Raw genomic sequence first — 21,235 nt, 5'->3', positions numbered from 1 at the left:
AGTTCTCCCCCATACATACTCACAGGTTCATCCACAGGCTCAGCCCTGAGTATTCGGGGCCTCGCGCGGTGCTATCCACACCTTGTGCATAACCCGAGGGCTTACGCTAACAACACGTCGCCCCAGTCCCAAATCACTGTACGACCGCCCTGCGTGTCACTGCTAGAGTTTCTGAGAATCCTGTGGATAATCATTCGTTTGGGTGCAGCTGGTTTGACCTTCGCGCGAGTAGACCGTAGGTTTAATCAGTTGACTTCTGCCCACGGGCACCCTTCCCTACCCTGCTGCCACCTCGTGCAGTGGTGGGTCATGATCCGGAGATCGTAATTATGAGCAAGAGAACCTTCCAGCCGAACAACCGTCGTCGCGCCAAGAAGCACGGCTTCCGTCTGCGTATGCGTACGCGTGCCGGCCGCGGCATCCTGTCGGCTCGTCGCGCCAAGGGCCGCACCGAACTCTCCGCGTAGAGCGTCGTGCTCGAGCGTGCGAGCCGGATCACCACCGGTGACGACTACCGAGGGGTAGTTCGTCGCGGGGTCCGGTTCGTCGGCGAGCACACGGTCACGTATGTACGTATGAACCCGAAGGGCGGACAGCCGCGCTTCGGGTTCATCGTTGCGAAAACGGTCGGGAATGCAGTGACACGCAATCTGGTGAGACGCCGCTTGAAGGCGATCTGTCATGAGAGCGAGCCGCGCGCTGCCCGTGGAGCTGATGTCGTGATTCGAGCGCTGCCGTCTGCGGCCACCGCGTCCTTCGCGTCCCTCCATGCCGAGGTCGATCGCGCCTTCACGAAGCGTGGCGTCGTCACCTCTCTCACGGACGCCTCCCGATGAACGGCATCGTCGCTGCCACCTGCCTCGCGCCCCGCAATGCTGCGGTGATGGCGCTCCGTGGGTACCGCGCCGCGATCTCTCCGCTCTACGGAGACGTCTGCAGGTATTACCCCAGCTGTTCCGCGTACGCTCTCGGTGCAGTGCAGCAGCACGGCGTGGTCGTTGGTTCAGCGATGGCGGCTGCGCGCATCGCACGATGCCACCCCTGGGCGGCGCCTCGTTTCGACGAGGTTCCACCCAAGAAGAACTTCCGGTACAGCGTGACTCCTCATGGATTCGTCGTGCAACCGAGCCACGGAAAGGGCTGACCCGCACCTATGGACATCATCGGCACACTCCTCTGGCCGCTCAAATGGGCGGTCGAGCTGCTTCTCGTGGGTTGGCACCTGCTGTGGACGGCCATCGGCCTCGATCCAGCAGCCGGCCTGACCTGGGTGCTGTCGATCGTCGGGCTCGTGCTCGTCGTCCGTGCAGCCCTGATCCCCCTGTTTATCAAGCAGATCAAGAGCCAGCGCAAGATGCTCGAGATCGCGCCGCAGATGAAGAAGGTGCAGGAGAAGTACAAGGGCAAACGCGACCAGGCCAGCCGTGAGGCGATGTCGCGCGAGACCATGGAGCTCTACAAGAAGCACGGGACCTCTCCGGTCAGTGGCTGTCTTCCCCTCCTGGTGCAGATGCCGATCTTCTTCGCGCTGTTCTCCGTCCTGAACGACGCACAGAAGAGCAAGGCCGGCGTCGGCCCGCTGAACGAGACGCTCGCCGTGCAGTTCGGCGACGCGAACCTCTTCGGTATCGCCCCGCTGCACACCAGCATGCAGGCAGCGCTTGCTGAGAACCCCACCAACTGGGCCGTCGTGATCATCGCGGTGATCATGGTCGTCCTGATGTGTGCCTCGCAGTTCATCACGCAGCTGCAGATCGTTTCGAAGAACATGTCGGCCGAGACCAAGGCGAGCCCGCAGTTCAAGCAGCAGCGCATCCTGCTCTACATCCTCCCGTTCGTCTTCCTGTTCTCCGGCTTCGCGTTCCCGCTCGGTGTCATGTTCTACTGGCTCACGTCCAACGCGTGGACGATGGTGCAGCAGTTCCTGGTCATCCGGAACATGCCGACGCCCGGATCCGATGCGGCGAAGGCTCGTGAAGAGCGTCTCGCGCGCAAGGGCAAGCTCATGACTCCAACCGGCGACATCATCTCGATCTCCGAAATGCCCGTGGAAGAGAAGAAGACGCCCACGCAGCGCCAGCAGCCCATGGGCAAGGCGCGCGCCAAGAAGCAGCAGTCCAACGGACAAGACAAGTAGGAGTATCGGTGACTGACCAGGAACTGGCCGTAGCCCAGCAGGACGAAGCACCCACGATCACCCAGCTTGAAGAAGAGGGCGACGTCGCAGCGGACTACATCGAGGAGTTCCTCGACATCTGCGACATCGACGGTGACATCGACATCGATGCTCGGAACGGTCGCGCCTACGTTTCGATCGACTCCCCCACTGACAGCAACCTGCGTCTGCTCTCGCGCCCCGACACGGTGAACGCTCTCCAGGAGCTGACCCGTCTCGCTGTGCAGAACCGCACGGGTGGCTTCTCCCGCCTGATCCTCGATATCGGAGGATCCCGCGAGGCGCGTCAGCAGGAGCTCGGAGCGCTTGTCGAGCGTGCGGTCGAGCGCATCGAAGCCGGTTCGACCGAGGCATCGCTCCCCCCGATGTCGAGCTACGAGCGCAAACTGGTCCACGACATCGTCTCGGCTCGGGGCTTCGTGTCCGAGTCGCACGGTGAGGGTCGGGACCGCCACACGGTCATCACCCGCGGCTGACGCGTTTCACGTGAAACTGCGATGACTGCACTGGACGAACTGGAACCCGAGCCGGCCGAAGCCGCCGCGTTGTTCGGCGATCGCATCGCCGTGGGGCGCGCGTTCGCTGAGAACCTCGCGATCAACGGCGAACCCCTCGGGCTCATCGGTCCGTTGGAACTGCCCCGCCTCTGGACGCGCCACATCTTGAACAGCGTGATCGTCGCTCCCCTGCTCCGGCCGGGACGCGTCGGTGATGTCGGGACAGGAGCCGGGCTTCCGGGTCTCGTCTTGGCGATCGCGCGACCCGACGTCCAGTTCGTCCTGATCGAACCGATGGAGCGTCGGGTCGCGTGGTTGAACGATCAGGTGGTCGCACTCGGCCTGTCGAACGTCACCGTCACCCGAGCCCGCGCCGAGGAAGCGCGACTCGAGGAACCACTCGACCAGGTGACCGCCCGTGCTGTGAGTGCGCTTCGTAAGTTGCTTCCACTGACGGCGCCGTTGCTTCGCGACGGTGGTGAGCTCGTCTTGATGAAGGGCGCCGGCGCACAAGCTGAAGTTGATGCGTCGACGAAGGAGCTCCGGAAGCACAAGGTCACGGACGTCGAGGTGAGGACGCTTGGCGAAGGCGTGCTCGCTGAACCAACGCGCGTCATTCTCGGAACCGTTCGCGGTTGACGGTGGGACCATCCGCGCGAGCCCGAAGCAACTTGACGGTTGCTTCGGACTCGTTTCTTTGGAAGCGAGAGAATCGTTCCTGACGAACTGGCGGCTTTCAGAGCCTGTCGGTGGGCCGTGGTGGTTCGTCAGGAACGATTCTCCGCTCGGACTGCGCGGGTTTTCAACCTTCTCGGCGCCTGAAAACGGTCCAGATCTGCCCATGTCGCCGGCGATGACCATAAATCATGTGAAATTTCATTACAAGTCGGTGCAAGTCGCGTCAGGCTGGGCGTCCGGCGGCGTGTTGCCCATGCATCGCCCGTACCGGCTTCAGTTCACCGCAAGAGTGCCGCAAGCGAGCTCGCCTGGATCTCTTTTCCAGCGCCACCGCGAATCGGTTCAGTGGATCTTCTGGTTCAGGCTCGCTCGTAGGATGAACCTCGTGCAGGCTGGCGGGGCGGGTTGTGGTCCACTCCCCCGATGTCTGTCGCCGCGCGCGGTTGCGCCATGAGTTCGCCACGCTGAATGTCGTCTCTCCGTCGATCTGACACACTTGCCAGCAGCATCTCACTACCCCGCGGTGGCGTGCCGACTCCGGCGGGCATTGTGCGTCGGTTCCCTCGTGCGTCGCCGTGCAGGAGTCGGGAACGAGTGTGGCGCGCTACTCGCAGCGCACACTGCCGATCTCGCCTCCTGTGTTTCCGAGAAGCCCGGTTGTGCTGAGGGTTGCGTGTGCGCCGCGAACACCACGCGTCGGTGCGCGCAGCAGGGCCTCCCCGTAGACCCTGTGTTGACCCGCTTGAGATGCAACGCTCGTTCGCCATCTGTTCGCCTCACGGCCCGGCGGCGTGCGTACATGCACGGGTTGGAGGGCATCGGAGAACTGCACGAGAGCGCAGAGGTGTTCAGACTCGATGACGACGGTTCGGAGGCGGTGAGGTCATCTCGGCTGTCCGTGCGCTGAACGAGTCATGATCAGTCGGGCGCAGCCGGATGCGTTCACTGGATGCTGCGCTTGAGATCGGAGGGTCTGCACATGCTGCGACAGAACACCTCGCGGGCCACGAATCATTCGAGCGGGCTCCGTGTGGTTTCACGTGAAACACAGCCAAGCCGTCGCTCTTTGCGAGAGAGGTGATGCAAGCCTTGGCGATGTTTCACGTGGAACGTCGGGGTGTGAATCCCCATAGTCGCTACCGGGACGCCCTCGCACATGCATGGCTTGTATGCGCCACGCTGGCGCGCCGTCATCATCCGCGCTGGCGGCTGCGGCATTGGATGTCAGGGTGAGGTTCGAGCATCTATCGCGGTGATCCAGGGAGGTGGATGAGACCCCTGTGGGCGACGGCATCGGGGTGCAGAGGTAGGTGTTTCACGTGAAACACCTTCGCGTCATGGCTGAGGATGGTGGCCCATGGGTGAATCATTGCCATGGAGCGAGCACCTGTGGATAAGTATGTGGACAACTTCGATGTTCGCGCGGTCTGCTGGAGTTGTACACAGGTGGGGCACTGGGTTGGTGGCGCCGGATCCAAGTTCATGACTCCCCCGCAATGTTGCCCCGAAGCGACGCAGTGTGCCACCGACGGGCGAACGTCGGCTCAGAAACCGCGGAAAGACGGCGATCTGCGGCCGATTGCGAATGTCCGGGACGGGTGGTCATGTGGACGATGTGGTCACATTGTTGAAACAACAGCATGATGTGGTCATGTGCTCGCTCCGCTCCGCACGTTCTCCACAGCGGTCTACACAGCTTCGAACCTTGTGGATAACTCTGTGGAAAATATCGGCAACAGGATCGAGAAGGGAAAGGTTTTCCACACTCCCCTCCCTCGCTACTGGCGCGAAATGGACGAAGCTACGCCCGACCCACCTGACCAGGAGTCCAATGCAGGACCCGGATCGTCGCCCCGGTGTAGACCTCACGCTGGTACGGTTGAAGAACACGTTTCGAGCGAGAAGGTTTCACGTGAAACAACCCGAACCAACGCACTCCGCAGCACTCGCGCGCGACTCCGTTGGTAGCGGCTTCGACGCTTCCACGCCGCTCGCTCGCGAGCTTCACCACCTGACCGAGAGGCGCAAGGCTTTGGCCCACAACACGCTGCCGCTTCCGAGTCGCACCCGAGTATTCACAGTGTCGAACCAGAAGGGTGGCGTCGGCAAGACGACCACGACGGTGAACATCGGCGCCGCACTTGCAAAGTCCGGCGCGCGAGTCCTGGTCATCGACCTCGACCCACAGGGGAATGCGTCGACCGCGCTTGGAGTCGAGCACCACTCCGACGTCCCGAGCGTCTACGACGTCTTGATCGATGACTTCCCCCTGGCAGATGTGGTGCAGCAGAGCCCCGAGTTCCCTACGCTCTTCTGTGCACCATCGACGATCCACCTCGCCGGCGCCGAAATCGAGCTGGTGTCGCAGGTCGCTCGTGAACACCGACTCCGTACGGCGCTCGAACAGTTCATCGAGGATGCCGAGGAGATGTACCACTACGTCCTCATCGACTGCCCTCCTTCCCTCGGACTCCTGACGATCAACGCCTTCGTCGCGGCGAAAGAGGTGCTGATCCCTATTCAGTGCGAGTACTACGCGCTGGAGGGACTCAGCCAACTCCTGAGCAGTATCCAGCTGATCCAACGTCACCTGAACCCTGGTCTCGCGGTCAGCACGATCCTGCTCACCATGTACGACAGCCGGACGAACCTCGCTCAACAAGTCGCGCAGGATGTGCGAGACCACTTCACCGATCAGGTGCTCGACTCGGTCATCCCGCGCGCCGTGCGCATCTCCGAGGCACCGAGCTTCGGGCAGAGCGTCATCAGCTACGACCCGACGTCGCTCGGTGCCGTCTCGTATCTCGAGGCGTCCGCTGAGATCGCGAATCGTTGGGCGGCTGCAGAGGCCGCCACACCGGAAACACCTGAATCGAACCACCCTGAGGGAGTCAGTCACTGATGGCAACGAAACGAACCGGACTCGGCCGTGGGATCGGCGCCCTCATCCCCACTTCGAACCCCGACTCGCAGGCGAACCGCCCCGTCGACGTCTTCTTCCCCGACAACCAGGGGACGGCTCGGAAGGCGGCCAAGGACGCTGCCACGGCGGCCGCAGACGCGGCGGCTGCGGATACTGGGGTCATCCCGGCGGACGCACCGGCGGAGTCGGACGGGCCTCAGCTCGTCGCGGTTCCGGGTGCGCGTCTGGCCTACCTCTCCCCAGACTTGATCATCCCGAACGCCAGCCAGCCTCGTACGGTCTTCGATGAGGATCATCTCGCGGAACTCGTCGCCAGCATCCGCGAAGTCGGCGTCCTGCAGCCCATCGTCGTGCGCACGATCGCCGGCGAGACCGAGCTGTACGAGCTCATCATGGGTGAGCGTCGACTCCGGGCGTCGAAGGAGGTCGGTCTCGACCGCATCCCTGCGATCATCAAGGACACAGCCGACGAGGACATGCTGCGGGACGCGTTGCTCGAGAACCTCCACCGCTCCGAGCTGAACCCACTCGAAGAGGCATCGGCCTACCAACAGCTGCTCGCCGACTTCGGCATCACGCAGGACGAGCTGGCAAACCGGATCGGTCGCTCTCGCCCGCAGATCAGCAACACCATCCGACTGCTGAAGCTGCCCGCGGCCGTACAGCAGCGCGTGGCTGCCGGCGTGCTCAGTGCAGGCCACGCACGCGCGATCCTGTCGCTGACGGACACTGAGGCGCAGCAGCGCCTCTCGGACAAGATCGTCAACGAGGACCTCTCGGTGCGAGCTGCAGAGGCCGCAGCTGCCCAAGGGGTTCAGGCCAAGAAGCCTCGACCGATAGCCGGCTCCCGTCGCGGCCAGCTGGACGAGATCGCAGATCGACTCGGCGATCGTTTGAACACTCGCGTGAAGGTCACGCTCGGGGCGAAGAAAGGGCAGATGGTCGTCGAGTTCGCGACCATCGCCGACCTGAACCGCATTCTGAGCGAGCTGGGCGAGTCGGGCTTCGGACAGAGCTGAGGCGGGATGTGTTTCACGTGAAACACGCGACGTCTCGGGGATGATTTCCCCTGGTCGGGCCGACAAAAGGTGAACACGCGGTTCGTTGGATATGCGTTGTGATGGGTGCACCTCGACAAGCTCGGTGACCGGAAGATCTAGTCGGTGACCGGAAGCTTGGGTCGGTGACCGGCGGGGTGGTGGCGGAGGGCGTCAGGCGACGGCGTGCGCCACGGCTGCTTCGACGAGTGCGCTGTAGAACGCGGAGAGCCGCTGCCCATCCGCCTCGATCGCCATCGGCATGAGAGACGTCTCGGTTGTTCCCGGAATGACATTCGCCTCGAGGAACCACGGCCTGCCATCCGCATCGACGATGAGATCGATGCGTGAGAAGTGCCGGAGGCCGAGGAGCTCGTGGATCGCCACCGCCACGCGGGAGGCATGCTCTGCCGCGTCAGCATCGATGCGCGCAGGAGCGTAGAACGTCGTCTCGCCGGCGTTGTAGCGAGCCTCGAAGCTGTACACACCGGAGCGTGGCACGATCTCGACGGCGGGGAGTGCGCGCGGCCCCTCCCCCGAGTCGACCACGGTGATGGCGAGCTCTGTGCCGCTGACCTTGCGTTCGATGAAGGCGGACTCGCTGTAGGCGTACGCCTGCACCATCGCTCGTGGCAGGTCGGCTGGTCCGTCGATGATGGTCACACCTTGCGCCGATCCTCCTCTCGACGGCTTGACCACCGCGGCTTCCCCGATGGACTGCAGGACCTCCGACAGCACGCTCCCGGCGCCGAGTTCGCGGAACGTCTCGGTGGGCAATGTGATCCACTCCGGCGTGTCGATGCCGGCTCGCGAGACGAGTGTCTTCGCCGTCGGCTTGTGCCAGGCGAGTGCCGCGGCCTCCGAGTGCGCACCGAGATAGGTGACACCCTTCGTCCGCAGGAGCGCCTGGAGCGAACCGTCCTCTCCGCTTGCGCCGTGCAACGCGGGCCACACGGCATCGAACGACTGATGGTCGAGCGACGCGAGCAGGCCGGCGTCGGGGTCGCGGTGCGTGACACGGTGCCCTGCCCGCTGGAGCTCCTCTCCGACGCGTCGTCCAGACCGGAGCGAGACATCGCGTTCGTGCGAGATGCCGCCGGCGAGAACGAGGATGTTGCGTGGAGGTATCTTGGACATGATCTGGCCTTTTCTCTGCTGCTGGCTGAGGGTTCGCGTCGTCGGGGTCACGACATGTCCGGCGGCGGAGCGGCATAGCTCGACGGCCGGGCTGCAGGGCTGAGGCTGCCCGTGCCCGCGAACGTGTCCAGCAGGTCGAGCTCGCCGTTCACGACGGTCGCGAGTCGCCGAACACCCACCTTGATCGCATCCGGCGTCGGATAGCAGAACGACAGTCGGATGTTGCGCCGACCGTCCCCGTTCGCGAAGAAAGCTGTGCCAGGGGTGTACGCGACGAGTTCGGTGAAAGCCCGCGGCAGCATCGCCTTCGAGTCGAGCTGCTCGGGCAGGGTGAGCCACACGTAGAAGCCGCCGTTCGGGTTCGTCCAGGAGCACGACGGGAGGTACTCCTCGAGGGCACTGATCATCGCCGTCTTGCGTTCCCGGTAGACCCCACGGAAGGTCGCGATCTGCTGCCGCCAGTCGGCCTGGTCGAGGTACTGCGACACCACCATCTGGCTGAACGACGACGGGCTGAGGACCGCCGCCTCGTTGGCGAGGATGAGCTTCTCCCTGATGCCGTGTGGCGCGAGCGCCCAACCGACACGGAAGCCCGGTGCGAGCGTCTTCGAGAAGGTGCCGAGGTAGACCACACCATCCTGATCGACCGATCGCATGGCCTGCGGTGGCGGGCCATCGAAGTACAGGAGGCCGTACGGGTTGTCCTCGAGCACCAGGATGTCGTTCTGGCGGCAGATGTCGATGATCTCGAGCCTGCGCTCCCAGCTCAGCGTCACGCCGGCAGGATTGTGGAAGCTGGGGATCGTGTAGAGGAACTTGATCGTCCTGCCCGCAACTCGGAGGGCTGCGATGTGTTCGCGAAGCGCCTCCGGGATGAGGCCGTGTTCGTCCATCGGGACATGGTCGACCTCGGCTTGATAGCTCGAGAAGATCACCATCGCGGTGACGTAACTCGGCCCCTCCGAGATGACGACGTCCCCCGGGTCGAGGAACAGCTTGCTGAAGAGTTCGAGCGCGTGCTGACTTCCGGTTGTGACGACGACGTCGTCGGCGCTGCCTGAGATGCCTTCGAGCGCCATCACGTCGAGTATCTGCTCCCGCAGCTTCGGAACACCCTGTCCGGAACCGTACTGGAGTGCCTGCGGCCCGTGTTCGCGGATGGTGCGGTCGGCCGCCTCGCGGACGAGCTCCTCCGGCAACGCGGAGACGAAGGGCATCCCGCCGGCCAGCGAGACGACCTCAGGGCGGCTGGCGACGGCGAACAGGGCACGGACCTCACTGGCGGCCAGCCCGGCCGTGCGGGCGGCGTAGGCGCCGTACCACGGTCGAGACTGTTGCCGCTTGTGGTGGGGCTGCCCTGAGGTGACACGGTGGATCCGATCTGCGTGGGTTGGTCAATGGTATTGGAGGGGCGGAGGGGCACTTCGACAGGCTCAGTGAGCGTCAGCCGGATACGCGAAAACCCGCCCGGCTCGAAGAGCCGGGCGGGTTCGGTGAAGCAACCTCCTGGCTAGGCCAGGAAGGCGGCGAGATCCTTCTCGAGAGCAGCCTTCGGCTTGGCGCCGATGACGGTCTGGACGACCTCTCCACCCTTGAAGACCTTCATCGCGGGGATGGAGGTGATCTGGTACTTCATCGCGAGGTTGGGGTTCTCGTCGACGTTCAGCTTGAGGACGGTGATCTTGTCACTGTTCTCGGAGCCGATGGTGTCGAGGATCGGGCCGACGGCGCGACACGGGCCGCACCAGGCAGCCCAGAAGTCGACGAGGACGGGCTTGTCGCTGTTGATGACCAGTTCGTCGAACGTGGCCTCGGTGACTGCATCTGACATGAGTGTTCTCCTTCGTGGTGCCCGGAGGTGCTTCCCGGGCTGTCGATCAAACGGTGGTTGCGAGCGCGGGGTCGGCGGGCTGAGGGAGCCCGGACGTCTGGGCCTCCCCTGCCGCCTGCTCGAGGTCTGCGAGGTAGTGCTCTGCGTCGAGAGCGGCGATCGTGCCACTGCCGGCAGCCGTGATGGCCTGTCGGTACGTGGGGTCGATCACGTCGCCCGCGGCGAAGACGCCCGGGAGGTTCGTCTTCGACGAGCGACCCTTGACCGCGATGGTGCCCTCAGGGGCGAGGTCCAGTTGCCCGTGGATGAGGTGCGTCCGTGGGTCGTTGCCGATCGCGATGAACAGCCCGCCGAGCGGCAGGTGGGTCTCGGTGCCGTCCGTGGTGGATCGCAAGGTCACGCCGTCCACAGCGTCGCCACCGGTGATCCCGGCGATCTCGCTGTTCCAGATGAACTCGATCTTCTCGTTCGCGAAGGCGCGGTCCTGCATGATCTTGGATGCACGCAGGGTGTCCTTGCGGTGGATGACGTACACCTTCGATGCGAAGCGGGTGAGGAAGGTCGCTTCCTCCATGGCGCTGTCGCCACCGCCGATGACCGCGATCGTCTTCTCCTTGAAGAAGAAACCGTCGCAGGTGGCGCACCAGGAGACGCCGTGGCCCGAGAGCCGCTCCTCGTCATGGAGACCGAGCTTGCGGTAGGCGGAGCCCGTCGCGAAGATGACCGTCTGGGCCTCGTGGACCTGCCCGTTGCCGAGCGTGACGGTCTTGACATCGCCGTCGAGCTTCAGCTCAGTGACGTCGTCGTAGAGGACCTCGGTCCCGAACTTCTCGGCCTGCTCCTGGAGCTTCATCATGAGCTCGGGGCCCTGAATGCCCTCGGGGAAGCCGGGGAAGTTCTCTATCTCCGTGGTGTTCATGAGTTCGCCACCGGCCTCGACGGACGACGCGACGAGCAGCGGCTGCAGGGAGGCGCGGGCAGCGTAGATCGCCGCCGTGTAGCCGGCTGGTCCTGATCCGATGATGATGACCTGACGCACGATGCTCCTCAGTGGTTCGTGGAGTGCCCGAACCAGGTGGGTTCTGGGGTTCCGAGTGGTGTAACACATCCTAACCGGCGGCTATTCCGCTGATCCTGGCCGTCCGCCGGGTGTTACAGGCTGTTCGGGAGGGCCGTCTCCAGTGATTGGTGCGAGACGCGATCAGCGGCCGAATCGGCTCAGGACGGGCGCGAGCGCCGCTTTCAGCTCCGGTGTGCGCATGAGTGCGAGCATGACGAGGTAGACGGCGCCCATGACCGATCCGATGATGGCCATCGTGGCGATGGCACTCGGGATGCTGGACGTGGTGAAGCCGCCCTCGGACACGCCCCCGAGCAACAACAGGACGACGACGCCGACGGCGGCCGCTGGAAGTGCAGCAGCGGCGTACCGCAGCAGGCTTGGGATGACCTTCCGCAGCTCGAGGCCCCCGAGCCGACGGCGAAGGAGCCAGGTGGCGATGACCGCCTGCGCGAGACCGGCGACAGTGATAGCGAGCGCCACGCCCGCACCGAGGAGTTCCTTGGGCACCGTCATGACGACGATGAGGGCCAGGAGAATGAACAGCAGGGTCTGGAACAACGTGTAGAAGAACGGGGTCTTCGTGTCGCCGAGGGCGTAGAACGCGCGCTGCAGGATGAACAGGATGCAGAACGGAACGAGTCCGAGCACGAACGCGATGATCACCACGCCGAGACTGATGCTCTCATCTGTCGTCTTCGCGAAGACGCTGGCGAACGGAACGGCGACGACCATGATCACGACGGACGCCAGCACGATCAGCAGGCTGACGACACGGACGGCTGCCGAGACGTCGGATCTGAGGCTGACCAGATCCGCCCCGCGATCCCGTGTGCCCTGTCCGTGTTCACTCATCCTCGTGAAGTACGCCGTTGCGACGGAGACGGTGATGATCGAGTGCGGAAGCATGAAGATCAGCCACGCGTTCTGCAATGCAATGACCGATGGTCCTTGCCCGGAAGCTGATGCGACCGCCTGTGTCTCAATCAAGCCGGCAGCCGTGGTGAGGATGAGCATGCCGAACGTCCAGCTGGCGATCTTCCCAGTTGCTCGAAGCCCGACGCCGCGCCAGTGGAAGTCCGGTCGGAATCGTAGTCCGGCGCGACGCCAGAAGAACATGAGGAAGAACGCCTGGACGACCACGCCCAGGGTTGCAGAGCCGCCGATGACAGCGGTCATCGAGGGTGTCCACTCACTGAACTTCGGCGTCTCGGACCCGAAGAGGAACACGAAGAGCGCGAGTCCTGCGATGGCGACGACGTTGTTGAAGACTGGTGCCCATGTGAACGGCCCGAACATCTTGCGGGCGTTCAACACCTCCCCGAGGACGGTGTACAACGCATAGAAGAGGATCTGGGGGAGGCACCAGAAAGCGAACGCCGTGGCGAGCGCGAACTGATCGGCAGGAAGCGTTGCCGCCGCCGCGAAGACGAACACCGGCGCAATGAGCGTGGCCAGGACAGTCGCTCCGCCGATGAACACCAGGGTGATCGTGACCAGTTTGTTGATGTAGGCGTTCCCGCCATCGACATGGATGCTGGCCTTCACGATCTGAGGCACCAGGACTGCGCTCAGCACACCACCGCCGATGATGACGTAGATCGTGTTGGGAAGCTGATTCGCGACGCCGAACGCGTTGCCGACGATTCCGAGGCCGATGATGTTCGCCACGAGTGCAGCCTTGACGAAGCCGAGCAGTCGCGAGACCAGAGTCCCCGAGGCGAGGAGCGCGCTCGCTCTGCCGATCCCGTCAGCCATTCGTCTCCTGTCGTCCGGGTGACGACTCTACCGGCGGCTCGCTCTCTGGACCCTGACCGTCATGCGGGGCGTCCGGATCGTCATCCGACTCGGCAGCCTGACGTTTCGCACGTCGACCGAGCACCATCCGGACGACGCCGCTGATGAACAGCAGCGCGACGAGCGCGGCGAGGACGACGGCGCCGATCCCCTCCCAGTCGGCACGGACGTTGACCCCCACGAACGTCTGGTCCCCGATGGCTTGACCGGTGGGGCTGAACAGGTGCAGGCGCAGGGTGACGTCGCCGTTGCCGATCTGCGCCTGCACGGGGATGAGGACCGTCGCGCGCGAGTCGGCGGCGATCTCCTGCTTCACCGAACCGGCGACGCTGAGCCGCCCGTTGCTCGGCGAGGCCTGCATGATGACCGTGACCGGGTAGGGCAGATCGTTGCGCACGGCGAACGGCAACGACACCTCGCCGCCGACCATGTTGATGCGACTGCTGTCGGCGACGCGGACGGAGGTGAGCACCGTCTCGGTCCGCGCGCGTTGGTCGGTGACGGCGGCATCCCAGCCGTCCGGTGAGCTCAGCCAGTCGGCGGCGAGTGTTGCGAGCAGTGTGGCGCGCTCCCGGCCGGTCAGCAGCTCCGGGTCGTCGAGCACGGTGGAGAAGAGGTCGACCTGCCGTTCGTCGTCGAGGAGCCGTTGCAGGTCGTCGACCCGGCCGTCGATCGGTGCGAGTGCGCCGAGCGTGACCGCGACGGGTGCCTCGGTGAGCGCGTTCGCGACGGTCGTCTGCACCGCCGCGGGCAGGGTGCGCAGTGCATCGACGGTCTCAGCGAGAGCGGGCACCGCTGCATCGACCCCACGCGGCAGGACGGCGAGCACGGTTCCGCCAGCGGTGGACTCGGTGCCGATCGCTGCGATCCGGGCATTCACGTCGGCGATCGCGTTCTGGAACGTGCTCTCCGTGGCCGCGGACGCTGCGGACTCCAGCGATTCCGCGAGGCCGTGGTCGGTCAGTAGTGCGCGATTCGCTCCGATCGTGGCCGAGGCCCGGGGGGTCCGACCTGACGCGTCGGTGTTGGAGGAGTCGAGCATCGTGACCGACCCACCGGACGCGGCGAAGACACCGAGATCGGCGTCGGAAACCGCACCACTTGCCCACACGATGCCGGGCAGCGTGTAGGTCCAGGCGAGCAGCTCGTCGATCGTCGGCACCGTCGGTACCGGTTCCGTCGGCGTCTCGGTCGGTGTCGGGGTGTCCGTCGGGGCGGGTTCCGGCGTCTCGGCCGAGGCATCCGCGGACGCCTCGGCGGGTGAGGTCGCGGACTGGGGAGTCGGCTCCGTTCCATCGGGTCCGACAGTGGGTGATTCGGTGGGCTCCGGTGTCTCGCTGGAGGGGACGGTCACGGGGAAGTCCGCGACGTTGAGCGCGAACGAGAACGAGGTCGGGGCGAGGAGCTGCGCCAGACCGGCGTCTGCCTGCACGGCCGGCTCCGCGTCACCGTACTGCAGGGCGAAGGTCTCGTTCGGCGCCGATTCGAGACGTGCGAGCCAGTCCACGGCAGCGCGAGGTGCACGGGTGCCGAGCGCGCGGATCGAGACGATGATGCGTGGATCGATCCCGAGGGCGATCTGCTCGCCGACGAGGGCGTCCAGCTGGGTCGTGAGCGCGCCGTCCTCTGCGGTCAGCTCGGTCAGCTCGTCGGCATCGAGGATGCCCCCGTAGCTGAGAGGCACCGTGACCGGGGCGACGAGCGCAATCGTCGTGGCGGTCGGCTGCTCCTGACCGCGCCACACGATCGCCGACCGTCCGCCGGCCGCGGTGTCCCCGGCGGTGTAGCCGACGGAGACACCGTACGAACCCCACGCGTCGTCGGCGTCGAGCCCGAGCGCCGGCGGGGTGAAGTCCAGTCCGCTGACGACGTACTGTTGCCCGGCGATGAGCTCGGGAATGTCGATCGTGCGCACGATGGTCGCGCCCGATGGTGGCGCGGCGGCGTCGGGGCCGCTGGCACCGAGCCAGGTGTCGAGGTCGGAGGTCGCCGTGATCGGTGCGGACGTGATCGCCAGGGAGACGGTGCCGGCCGCGAGATCCGCGCCGGTTCCATTCGTGATCGTGATGCCGAACGATGCGATGGAGGCCTGTTCGACCGCTCCCCCGTCGCTCGGGCTCACGTCGACGGCGACGAGGCCGTCGGGTGTCGTCGCGGTGTGTGCGGTGCTCTCAGCCGATGCGGTCGCGACGGACCCCGGCAGCCATACCCCGGCGGACACGACGGCGAACGACAGCGCGGCTGCGGCGAGGGCGCTGAAGAGGCGTGGGCGGTGTCGTGTTCGTGTCATGAGCGTGGTGGTCCGCTCCGTATGAGCGGAGCAGTCCGGTCACGATTCTACGGGTGAGGCCCAAGCGAAGCTGAGTGCGTGTGCTCCGGAGCCGTCGTACCGGTCAGGGCTTCGGCGTCGATGCCGTCGACCGCTCCCCGGACGATGTCCCTTCGGTCTCCTCCCGGCGACCGCTGCCGAGCGACAGTGTTGCGAGGAATCCGAGGGCGAGGAACCCGGCAGCTGCGAACGCCGCATACCTGGTGCCGTCCGAGAGTGCGATCCTCGCGTCGTCGGCCACTGCCGAGGTGGACGGGTCTGCGTCGAGACCGGCGATCGCGGCACCGGCGCTGTCGACGACGCTGGAGACGAGGGCGTCGCGCTCCGCCGAAGGCACCCCGGCGTCATCGAGCCTCGCATCCAGGACGGAGGCGGTGCTGACGAAGAGGATCGTGCCGAGCACGGCGATGCCGAGCGCTGAACCGATCTGCCTGGCCGTGCTCTGCGTCCCCGAGCCCTGCCCGCTCTGCTCGACCGGGACGTCCTTCAGCACCACACCGGTCAGCTGCGCGGTAGCGAGTCCGACTCCGAAGCCGTAGACGAAGAGGAACGGCACGATCCCGAACCACTCGGTCGACGGCCCCACGACGAGCCCGATACCGGCGACCCCGACGATCTCCGCGAGGATGCCGATCCGCACGATGAGGACCGGTGCGACGCGGTTGCCGAAGGCTCCGGCGAAGCCACTCGCGACGAACGAGCCGATCGCGAGGGCAAGGAGGATCACACCGGTCTGCAGGGCGCTGTAGCCGAGGACGTTCTGCAACCAGATGGGGAGGGAGAGGATGATCCCGAACTCACCGAGCGACACGATGAGCGCAGCGATGTTGCCGTTCCGGAACGATGGCAGCGAGAACAGCGCGAAGGCGATGATCGTGCTCCGGCCATGCCGCATCCGGCGGCGACCCCAGAGGACGAAGGCGATCCCTGCGACCACCGTGATCATGAGCGAGATCGGGACGGGAGACAGGGTGAACGGCCAGGTCCACTCTCCGATGACGAGCGGGTCGTTCGTGAGCCACCAGCCGAGGCTGCGTCCCTCGATGAGGCCGAAGACGAGTGACGCGCTGGTCACGATGGAGAGGATCGCGCCGACCACGTCGATGCGGTCGGTCGCCTCCTCGCGGGACTCGTTCACGAAGAGGAGGAGTCCGATGACGATGAGTATCCCGAGCGGCACGTTGATCCCGAACGCCCAGCGCCAGGAGAAGTCGGTCGTGAGCCAGCCGCCGAGCAGCGGACCGACCGCGACCATGCCGCCGATTGTCGAACCCCAGACGGCGAACGCGATCGCCCGGTCGCGGCCTCGGAACGTCGCGTTGATGATGGAGAGTGTCGTCGGCAGGATCATCGCGCCGCCGACGCCTTGGATGACACGCGAGAGGATGAGCAGGTCGCCTGTCGGAGCGAGAGCGGCGAAGACGGATGCCCCGCCGAACACGACGACACCGATGAGGAGCATCCGGCGCCGGCCGAAACGGTCGGCGAGCGTGCCGAACACGATGAGCAGAGCCGCGAACACGAGCGTGTAGGACTCCTGCACCCATTGCACCTGCGTGGACGAGATGCCGAGATCGTCGACGATCGATGGGATCGCCACGTTCACGATCGTGGAGTCCACGATGATGAGCGCCACGGCGATGCTGATGACGACGAGGCCGAGCCACTTTCGGTGGTCCGCGGGGTTCTGCTGCGGGGTGATGGAGGGGTCCGCCTGCGTCATGCGCGGAAACGATCAGCTAGCTGCATAATTCGAGTATGCGCCTCAGTCGCCGGTTTTGTCACCCTGGGATCGGGGAGCGGTCGGATTCAGACGAGGAGCGGTTGCAACTGGCGCGAACCGTCGAGCATGAGATCGAGCAGGGCGGCCGGCTGTTCGACCCGGACGCACGGAGCAGACAGGGACAGACCTGCGACCAGTCCGCCGTCCGCATCCCGGATCGGGACGACGAGGCACCCGTAGCCAGCGGTGAGCTCCCCCAGCTGCCGGGCATAGCCGAGCCGGTCGACGTCCGCGACGAGTGCTGCGGCATCGGCCTTCGGTCGCTCCACGAGTCCTGACCAGTCGAACCCGGTGCGGACCAGTTCGTGGAGCAGCAGCCGGCCGATGGCCGAGGTGTCGATCTGCCGGACGATCCGCTGTTCGTCGCTCAGCGGGAAGTCCGGGTCGGCGTCGACGATACGGATGCGCTCTCCCTCGTACCGGACGAGGTGGACGCCGCCCCGGACGCTCGACCGCAGCCGCCCCATCACCTCGCGGGCGGCGAGCGGCGGGGGCGCCGCCGCGACCAGATGCGCCAGCTCGACGACCTTTCGACCGAGTGCGAACCCCCGGAGGTCCGGCATGCGCACGAGGTACTCGTCCTGCACGAGCAGGTTGAGCAGGCGGTAGGTGGTCGCGCGGGGCATGTCGAGGCCGGCGGAGACCTCCTGAGCGGTGACACCCGCGCCGCAGCGGGCGACTTCCTCGAGGACGGTCAGCGCGCTGTGGATCGCCTTCGGCTGCCGCGCACGGAGCTCGCCCGCGCCGCTCACCGGTGCTCCGCCGGCGGTCCGCCGAGCACGTCAGCGCTCACCGTCTCGTCGTAGACCCCCACGGTCGAACTCAGCCACGGACGGCGTCGATGCCGGAGCGCCCACGTCGCGATGCCCAGCACCATCGCGACGAGGAACACCCACACACCGACACCCCTGTCGCCCGCGCTCTCGACGACCAGATAGACGACGAGGGCGATCGAGAGCAGCACGCCGGCGATCACCGCACGGACGAGCGGCCACATCGTCAACTCGCCGATGCGCCAGAGGAAGACCGGAGCCGCGACGCAGACCAGGACGTACGCCGTGATGTAGCCCGCGGCTGCCACCACGATCAGGACCTGCATCGCAGCCCACGCGCCGCCGGTGAGCACGAGCGTCAGGACGGACACCGGCGTGACGATCACGAGGGCCGTGATGATCGCGACGTGCGGCGTGCTGAAGCGGCGGTGCGTGATTCCGAGTCTGGAGGGCAGGACGCCCTCGCGACCCATCGAGAAGACGACCCGCGAGAACGCCGTGATCGACGCGATGGCGCAGGCGAGGAAGGAGGCCGCGACGGAGAGGTCGAGCAGCAGCCCCATCCACTCGACGCCGGAGGCGAGCGCCAGGTCGTTGATGGGCGTCCGGGTGGCCGTGATGTCCTCGCCCATCGCCGCGAAGCCCGCCAGCTGGCTGTAGGACGTGATGAGGAAGAGGAGGCCGGCCCCGATGACGGTCCAGACGAGCGCACGCGGGATGCTCGCGAACGGCCGTCGTGCTTCGACGCCGAGCGTCGATGAACTCTCGAACCCCACGAAGGCGGTGACGGCGAGCACCGAACCGACCGCGAGGTTCTCCGGGGAGGCGTCGAGCCCGAGCACGGCCCACTCAGGCGTCGGACCGAGCTGCGACAGGAGCACTCCGACCAGCACGAGGATGATGGCGACCGAGGCGCTCTCCACGAGCAGCGTCACGCGCGTGGACAGGCGGATCCCACGGATGAGCACGATGAGGCAGATCGCGGCCATGCACACGACGAGTACGGACACCACGAGCGTCGAACTCGGCATCCCCGACCAGAAGCGGTGCAGCAGGATCGAGAGGTAGTACCCGGCCCCCGCGAGCGCGAACATGGCGATGAAGCCGTACCCGATGAGGAGCGCGACGCCGGTGACGAAGGCGGCACCGGTCCCGAGTCCCTTCGAGACGAAGGTGTAGAGCGATCCGGTGGCAGCGATGCGCTTCGCGAACACGTTCACGGTGGTTGCGACGAGCAAGGACAGCAGCATGGCGATCGCGAGCGACCACATGGTGGCCCCGCCGGCCGTCACGGTGACGATCAACGGGATCGTCGTCGCAGCGGCGGACGGCGCGACCGCCGAGACGGACTGTGCGAAGACGTCGACGAAGCCGACGCTGCGACGTTGGAGACCGTCGACCGGTGATCGCGACTCGAGCCCGCGGACGCGCGGCGGATTGCTGATCGCGCGTTCGAGCGCTGTCATGTGTCACCGCCTCTCGCGCTGGTCCTCAGGGTAGGCGGGTCGCGTTGCACCGACGTGGCGGTCGTGTTTCGGCTTCGTGTCCGCCAAATGAGACAGGCCCCTCGCGCGGTCTCATTCGCCACCCACCAGGTGTTACGCCGCCGAGACGGGGAGGCAACAGGAGGACGCGATGCTGGCTGCATCCCGATCCAGCCGCATCGTCCGAGGAGAGCTCCATGACCGTCACGAAAGGACCGGCAGTCGAAGCCGGTCAGCCCACCCGGTCCCTGAAAGGATCGCTCGGCGTCACAGCCATCGTCTTCATGGTCGTGGCCGCCGCCTCGCCCCTCACCGTCGTCGGCGGCGCAGCGCCGCTGGGCATCCTCCTCGGCAACGGCGTCGGCTTCCCGAGCATGTACGCGATCTCTGCGGTCATCCTGCTGCTGTTCGCCGTCGGCCTCTCGGCGATGACCCGTCATGTGCCGAAACCCGGAGCGTTCTTCACCTTCGTCGGCTACGGCCTCGGCAAACCGGCGGGTCTCGCATCGGCGTTCCTCGCGCTCCTCACCTATACGACCATCCAGGTCTCGGTCTACGGCTACATCGGGTATCTGCTGAGCGTCACGTTCACCGGCCTGGGCGCCCCCGAGATCCCCTGGTACCTCTACGCACTCGCGGCCATCGCGATCGTCGGCTTCCTCGGCTACCGGCACATCGACCTCAGCTCGAAAGTGCTCGGTGTGCTCCTCGTCGCCGAGGTCGGGATCGTCTTGGTCCTCGCCGCCGCGGTCGTCATCAACGGTGGAGCCGACGGTCTCTCGGCCGAACCGTTCGAGCCGTCGCAGGTCTTCTCCGGTTCGCCCGGTGTCGGTCTGATGTTCGCGATCGCCGCATTCATCGGCTTCGAGGCGACTGCGATCTTCCGAGACGAGGCCAAGGACCCTTCGCGCACGATCCCCCGCGCGACGTACATCGCCGTCATCGGCATCGGCCTCTTCTACACGCTCGCCTCGTGGGCCCTCGTCATGGCATGGGGCCCCGACGACGTCGTGGGCGTCGCTGCGGAAGACCCAGGGGCGATGATCCTCCGCACCACGCTGATGTACCTCGGCCCGATCGGTGAACTCGTCATCAACGTCCTCCTCATCACGAGCATGTTCGCGTGCGTCCTGTCCTTCCACAACGTCATCACCCGTTACCAGCACACGATGGCGAACGCAGGAGTGCTCCCGGGCCGGCTCGGTGGGGTCCACCCGAAGCACCTCTCGCCCCACACCTCGTCGCTCGTGCAGAGCATGACCGCTGCGGCGCTCATCGTGGTGTTCGCTGTGCTCGGGCTCGACCCCGTGCTGCAGGTGTTCACCTGGTTCGCCGGCGTCGCGACCCTCGCGATCGCCATCCTGATGGCCGTCACGAGCCTCGCGGTCATCGTCTACTTCGCCCGCACGAAGCAGGACCGACGCCTGTGGAACACGGTGATCGCCCCCGGCCTCGGATTCATCGGCCTCGTCGGCTCGGCCATCGTCATCATCGTGTTCTTCCCGATGCTGGTGGGCGACGTCGACGCGAGCGGGAATCCGACCTTCGGCACCGTCAGCGCAGTGCTCCTCGCGCTGATCGTCGTCTGCCCGATCATCGGTCTCTTCCAGGCCGCCTACCTGAAGCGTCGCCGGCCTGCAGCGTATGCGAACGTCATGGACGCCATCGGCGGCTGATCCCACGTCGACCGACTTCCAGCGAGCTCCACCCACCTCCGCACCACGAACACC

General features: G+C 65.8%; 17 protein-coding genes and 1 pseudogene. 9 read left to right on the top strand and 9 right to left on the bottom strand.

Going from position 1 to position 21,235, the window contains the following annotated elements; genetic code table 11:
* Nucleotides 1-329 precede the first annotated feature (329 nt).
* The 8 genes from rpmH to ABMA10_RS22130 all read left to right on the top strand — a co-directional run bounded on the left by rpmH (nt 330) and on the right by ABMA10_RS22130 (nt 7,293).
* On the top strand, nt 330-467 hold the full coding sequence (gene rpmH / locus ABMA10_RS22165; RefSeq protein WP_056010217.1) for a 50S ribosomal protein L34: 138 nt from the start codon (nt 330-332) through the stop codon (nt 465-467).
* Between the two features lie 6 nt (nt 468-473).
* Nucleotides 474-836: a ribonuclease P protein component gene (rnpA, locus tag ABMA10_RS22160; RefSeq protein WP_347868880.1), complete on the top strand. Its 363-nt coding sequence runs from the start codon at nt 474-476 to the stop codon at nt 834-836.
* A complete protein-coding gene (gene yidD / locus ABMA10_RS22155; protein WP_347868881.1) occupies nt 833-1,144 on the top strand; it encodes a membrane protein insertion efficiency factor YidD in 312 nt (103 codons plus the stop codon). Before rnpA ends, yidD begins: the two co-directional genes overlap by 4 nt.
* Before the next feature lie 9 nt (nt 1,145-1,153).
* The gene (gene yidC, locus ABMA10_RS22150) at nt 1,154-2,137 is read left to right on the top strand and encodes a membrane protein insertase YidC (protein ID WP_431031011.1); all 984 of its coding nucleotides are present in this window, start codon (nt 1,154-1,156) and stop codon (nt 2,135-2,137) included.
* An 8-nt stretch (nt 2,138-2,145) separates the two neighbouring features.
* Complete coding sequence (locus ABMA10_RS22145; RefSeq protein WP_414693673.1) at nt 2,146-2,652, top strand: protein jag; 507 nt, start codon at nt 2,146-2,148, stop codon at nt 2,650-2,652.
* A 21-nt stretch (nt 2,653-2,673) separates the two neighbouring features.
* Nucleotides 2,674-3,312, top strand: a complete 639-nt coding sequence (gene rsmG / locus ABMA10_RS22140; RefSeq protein ID WP_347868883.1) for a 16S rRNA (guanine(527)-N(7))-methyltransferase RsmG — start codon at nt 2,674-2,676, stop codon at nt 3,310-3,312.
* Between the two features lie 2,119 nt (nt 3,313-5,431).
* Nucleotides 5,432-6,253 carry a ParA family protein gene (locus ABMA10_RS22135; protein ID WP_414693674.1) on the top strand — a complete coding sequence of 274 codons (822 nt, stop codon included), beginning with the start codon at nt 5,432-5,434 and terminating at the stop codon, nt 6,251-6,253.
* Nucleotides 6,253-7,293 carry a ParB/RepB/Spo0J family partition protein gene (locus ABMA10_RS22130; protein WP_347868885.1) on the top strand — a complete coding sequence of 347 codons (1,041 nt, stop codon included), beginning with the start codon at nt 6,253-6,255 and terminating at the stop codon, nt 7,291-7,293. The genes ABMA10_RS22135 and ABMA10_RS22130 overlap by 1 nt, the downstream gene beginning before the upstream one ends.
* A gap of 192 nt (nt 7,294-7,485) precedes the next feature.
* Here ABMA10_RS22130 and ABMA10_RS22125 read toward each other — a convergent pair whose 3' ends face one another.
* From ABMA10_RS22125 to ABMA10_RS22085, 9 genes and pseudogenes are all read right to left on the bottom strand, one after another.
* Entirely contained in the window at nt 7,486-8,448 is a 963-nt protein-coding gene (locus tag ABMA10_RS22125; protein WP_347868886.1) for a D-alanine--D-alanine ligase family protein, read from the bottom strand.
* Nucleotides 8,449-8,495: 47 nt separating this feature from the next.
* A pseudogene (locus ABMA10_RS22120) lies at nt 8,496-9,817 on the bottom strand (PLP-dependent aminotransferase family protein).
* Between the two features lie 141 nt (nt 9,818-9,958).
* Nucleotides 9,959-10,279 carry a thioredoxin gene (gene trxA, locus ABMA10_RS22115; protein ID WP_064294045.1) on the bottom strand — a complete coding sequence of 107 codons (321 nt, stop codon included), beginning with the start codon at nt 10,277-10,279 and terminating at the stop codon, nt 9,959-9,961.
* A 46-nt stretch (nt 10,280-10,325) separates the two neighbouring features.
* Nucleotides 10,326-11,318 carry a thioredoxin-disulfide reductase gene (trxB, locus tag ABMA10_RS22110; RefSeq protein ID WP_347868887.1) on the bottom strand — a complete coding sequence of 331 codons (993 nt, stop codon included), beginning with the start codon at nt 11,316-11,318 and terminating at the stop codon, nt 10,326-10,328.
* A gap of 162 nt (nt 11,319-11,480) precedes the next feature.
* A complete protein-coding gene (gene murJ / locus ABMA10_RS22105) occupies nt 11,481-13,097 on the bottom strand; it encodes a murein biosynthesis integral membrane protein MurJ (protein ID WP_347868888.1) in 1,617 nt (538 codons plus the stop codon).
* Nucleotides 13,090-15,426, bottom strand: coding sequence for a DUF6049 family protein (locus ABMA10_RS22100; protein WP_347868889.1), 2,337 nt, complete (start codon nt 15,424-15,426; stop codon nt 13,090-13,092). Before ABMA10_RS22100 ends, murJ begins: the two co-directional genes overlap by 8 nt.
* A 103-nt stretch (nt 15,427-15,529) precedes the next feature.
* Nucleotides 15,530-17,188 (bottom strand): DHA2 family efflux MFS transporter permease subunit, encoded by a 1,659-nt coding sequence (locus ABMA10_RS22095; RefSeq protein WP_347868890.1) that lies wholly within the window; start codon nt 17,186-17,188, stop codon nt 15,530-15,532.
* Nucleotides 17,189-17,274: 86 nt separating this feature from the next.
* Nucleotides 17,275-18,000, bottom strand: coding sequence for an IclR family transcriptional regulator (locus ABMA10_RS22090; RefSeq protein WP_347868891.1), 726 nt, complete (start codon nt 17,998-18,000; stop codon nt 17,275-17,277).
* The gene (locus tag ABMA10_RS22085; RefSeq protein WP_347868892.1) at nt 17,997-19,487 is read right to left on the bottom strand and encodes an APC family permease; all 1,491 of its coding nucleotides are present in this window, start codon (nt 19,485-19,487) and stop codon (nt 17,997-17,999) included. The genes ABMA10_RS22090 and ABMA10_RS22085 overlap by 4 nt, the downstream gene beginning before the upstream one ends.
* A 215-nt stretch (nt 19,488-19,702) precedes the next feature.
* On the opposite strand from ABMA10_RS22085, the gene ABMA10_RS22080 reads away from it, so the two are divergent.
* Nucleotides 19,703-21,181 (top strand): APC family permease, encoded by a 1,479-nt coding sequence (locus ABMA10_RS22080; protein WP_347868893.1) that lies wholly within the window; start codon nt 19,703-19,705, stop codon nt 21,179-21,181.
* Nucleotides 21,182-21,235: the final 54 nt, after the last annotated feature.

Origin of the sequence: Plantibacter sp. RU18 (assembly GCF_050613355.1) — a bacterium.
GTDB lineage: Bacteria > Actinomycetota > Actinomycetes > Actinomycetales > Microbacteriaceae > Plantibacter.
The sequence above is the reverse complement of the archived record's forward strand: the minus strand, read 5'-3'. Positions and strand labels throughout refer to the sequence as shown.

Bases quoted from the DNA above. Each gene is read 5' to 3' on its own strand.
- rpmH (WP_056010217.1), top strand. From the start codon at position 330: ATGAGCAAGAGAACCTTCCAGCCGAACAACCGTCGTCGCGCCAAGAAG.
- yidD (WP_347868881.1), top strand. From the start codon at position 833: ATGAACGGCATCGTCGCTGCCACCTGCCTCGCGCCCCGCAATGCTGCG.
- yidC (WP_431031011.1), top strand. From the start codon at position 1,154: ATGGACATCATCGGCACACTCCTCTGGCCGCTCAAATGGGCGGTCGAG.
- rsmG (WP_347868883.1), top strand. From the start codon at position 2,674: ATGACTGCACTGGACGAACTGGAACCCGAGCCGGCCGAAGCCGCCGCG.
- ABMA10_RS22130 (WP_347868885.1), top strand. From the start codon at position 6,253: ATGGCAACGAAACGAACCGGACTCGGCCGTGGGATCGGCGCCCTCATC.
- ABMA10_RS22125 (WP_347868886.1), bottom strand. From the start codon at position 8,448: ATGTCCAAGATACCTCCACGCAACATCCTCGTTCTCGCCGGCGGCATC.
- trxA (WP_064294045.1), bottom strand. From the start codon at position 10,279: ATGTCAGATGCAGTCACCGAGGCCACGTTCGACGAACTGGTCATCAAC.
- murJ (WP_347868888.1), bottom strand. From the start codon at position 13,097: ATGGCTGACGGGATCGGCAGAGCGAGCGCGCTCCTCGCCTCGGGGACT.
- ABMA10_RS22100 (WP_347868889.1), bottom strand. From the start codon at position 15,426: ATGACACGAACACGACACCGCCCACGCCTCTTCAGCGCCCTCGCCGCA.
- ABMA10_RS22095 (WP_347868890.1), bottom strand. From the start codon at position 17,188: ATGACGCAGGCGGACCCCTCCATCACCCCGCAGCAGAACCCCGCGGAC.
- ABMA10_RS22085 (WP_347868892.1), bottom strand. From the start codon at position 19,487: ATGACAGCGCTCGAACGCGCGATCAGCAATCCGCCGCGCGTCCGCGGG.
- ABMA10_RS22080 (WP_347868893.1), top strand. From the start codon at position 19,703: ATGACCGTCACGAAAGGACCGGCAGTCGAAGCCGGTCAGCCCACCCGG.